Source organism: Paenisporosarcina sp. P4_E4_2, assembly GCF_056401595.1.
Genome location: NZ_JBFUJC010000464.1, coordinates 1 through 1,905 on the forward strand (window position 1 = coordinate 1; position 1,905 = coordinate 1,905).

Consider the following 1,905-nt stretch of genomic DNA (forward strand, 5'->3'; position numbering starts at 1 on the left):
TAGCCGGTTTCACTCTGGACATGGCGCCTGAACAAATCATTCAATTTGATATTGAATCGACATTTATCGGCCGGTCACTACCTGTTCCTACCCTGCCTGTCATTGGGGATGCAAAAACGAATCTACATGCCATTCTTGACCCGGCATTTCGTGAAATTGCGGCAACAACTTTCGCTGAGAAAGAAGCAATTGAAGTTGACATTCTTCCTTCAACCACCGAAAGATTGTCAGCAGTTACTGCTGTCCAATTGATGCGCAAACATCTGTCCTCAGAGACCATACTGTATGGGGACGATGGAAGTCATACTTTCTACRCAATCGAGAATTTCACGATTGAACAAGAAGGTACATTCTTTATGGATGATGTCTTCGGGACAATGGGACATGCAATCGGCTACGCCATCGGTGCTAAATTTGCAGATCTCAACCAAGCCATTGCCTGTCTGACTGGCGACGGCTGCATGATGATGCACGGCACAGAAATATCTGCGGCTGCATGCCATGACCTGCAAATTCCATTTATCATCCTGAACAACGGTCGCTTAGACATGGTCGACAAAGGCATGCGCTATAATTTAGGGCGATCAGTCGGTACGGTTTACGAATACCCAGCAAACTTAAGCCTATTCGGCGAATCACTGGGTGCAGCATCTTTCCGTTGCTTCACTGCTCAACAAGTTGAAGAAGCCCTGACCTTCGCAAAAGCTAACAAAGGACCAACCGTCATCGAAATCATGGTGGACCCTGAAGAAATCCCACCTACACTGAAACGCGGTTAATAGATACCCCACCAACTTTTTTCGAGTTGGTGGGGCTTTGTTTTGTTAACTAAAGAAGTGTCACGTTAATTTTGATATAAGGTTGCTGTTGTTTGTTGGAAAATGCCGTTTCAAACAAAAGTTACGTTTTTTCCAACTAACATCTCAGATTTCCCAACTAAGTTCCGAAGTCTATAATGGGTGTCTGGTATTTTTCTTTATATTAGAATTATAAAAGATTCCATAAATACAAAGAATTTCATGATAAACTAGAATTATCAGAACAGGAGTGATCACAATGCGCGTAGCCATTTTCGACTTTGACGGGACACTGTACCCGCAAGAAACATTTACATTAATGATGAACTATATGAAGAAACACCCTGTCCACTCATCAAAATATCAATCATTTTATCGAGCGCTAATGAAGCCATACCTTGCCTATAAAATGAAAATATACCCTGAAAACAAAATGAAAGCCAAATCAATGCAACTCTATCTAGACGCATTCAAAGGTATGTATCAACGTGAAATCGAAAAATATTTTGAGGATATGTCCCGTGATATGCACAAAGACCTTAACTGGAATGTTGTCGATCGTTTGCAAAAGCATTTAATCGAAGGTGACCATGTCCTTCTCGTGTCAGGTGCTTTCACTCCCATGCTAAACGAAGTTACCCGTGACTTTGCTATTCACGATGTCATTGGTACAGAAATTCCAATGCGAAACGGCAAAATCGATACAGATACTGGCATTTACCATATCCAAGGAGAACGCAAAAACGAAATGATAGAGAAAGCACTTGAAGGCATGGAGATTGACTGGGAAAACAGTTCAGCTTATGGCGACAGTATTTCCGACATCACCGTTTTGGAACTCGTTGGCAATCCGGTGGCGGTCCGTCCCGAATCCCGCCTGAAAGCAATAGCTGAAGAACGCAAATGGGAGATTATTTGGTAGACAGAAAAGTGGAGATGCCCACTATAGCTCGACTCCGACGGTGGAAAGTCCTAATCGAAAACCCTGTTTTCGAACGATGTTAGGAAGAAAGGCTAAGAGCCCGACATCGTGTCGGAACGCCTTCATGATCAACATCCTATTGAACCAAGCTTAGGTGCGGGCTGGCACTTGTAGCTGGACCGCACA

Annotated in this window: 2 protein-coding genes; both read left to right on the forward strand. The window is 43.3% G+C overall.

All coding sequences use genetic code 11. The features are described from left to right. Nucleotides 1-779 (forward strand): thiamine pyrophosphate-dependent enzyme (locus tag AC1DSB_RS18685; protein ID WP_477587350.1); only part of this gene is annotated, 779 nt, incomplete at its 5' end. Between the two features lie 277 nt (nt 780-1,056). After that, complete coding sequence (locus AC1DSB_RS18690; RefSeq protein ID WP_477587351.1) at nt 1,057-1,719, forward strand: HAD family hydrolase; 663 nt, start codon at nt 1,057-1,059, stop codon at nt 1,717-1,719. Nucleotides 1,720-1,905: the final 186 nt, after the last annotated feature.

What these genes read in the sequence shown, in the direction of transcription:
- AC1DSB_RS18690 (WP_477587351.1), top strand. Translation starts at nt 1,057, where the DNA reads ATGCGCGTAGCCATTTTCGACTTTGACGGGACACTGTACCCGCAAGAA.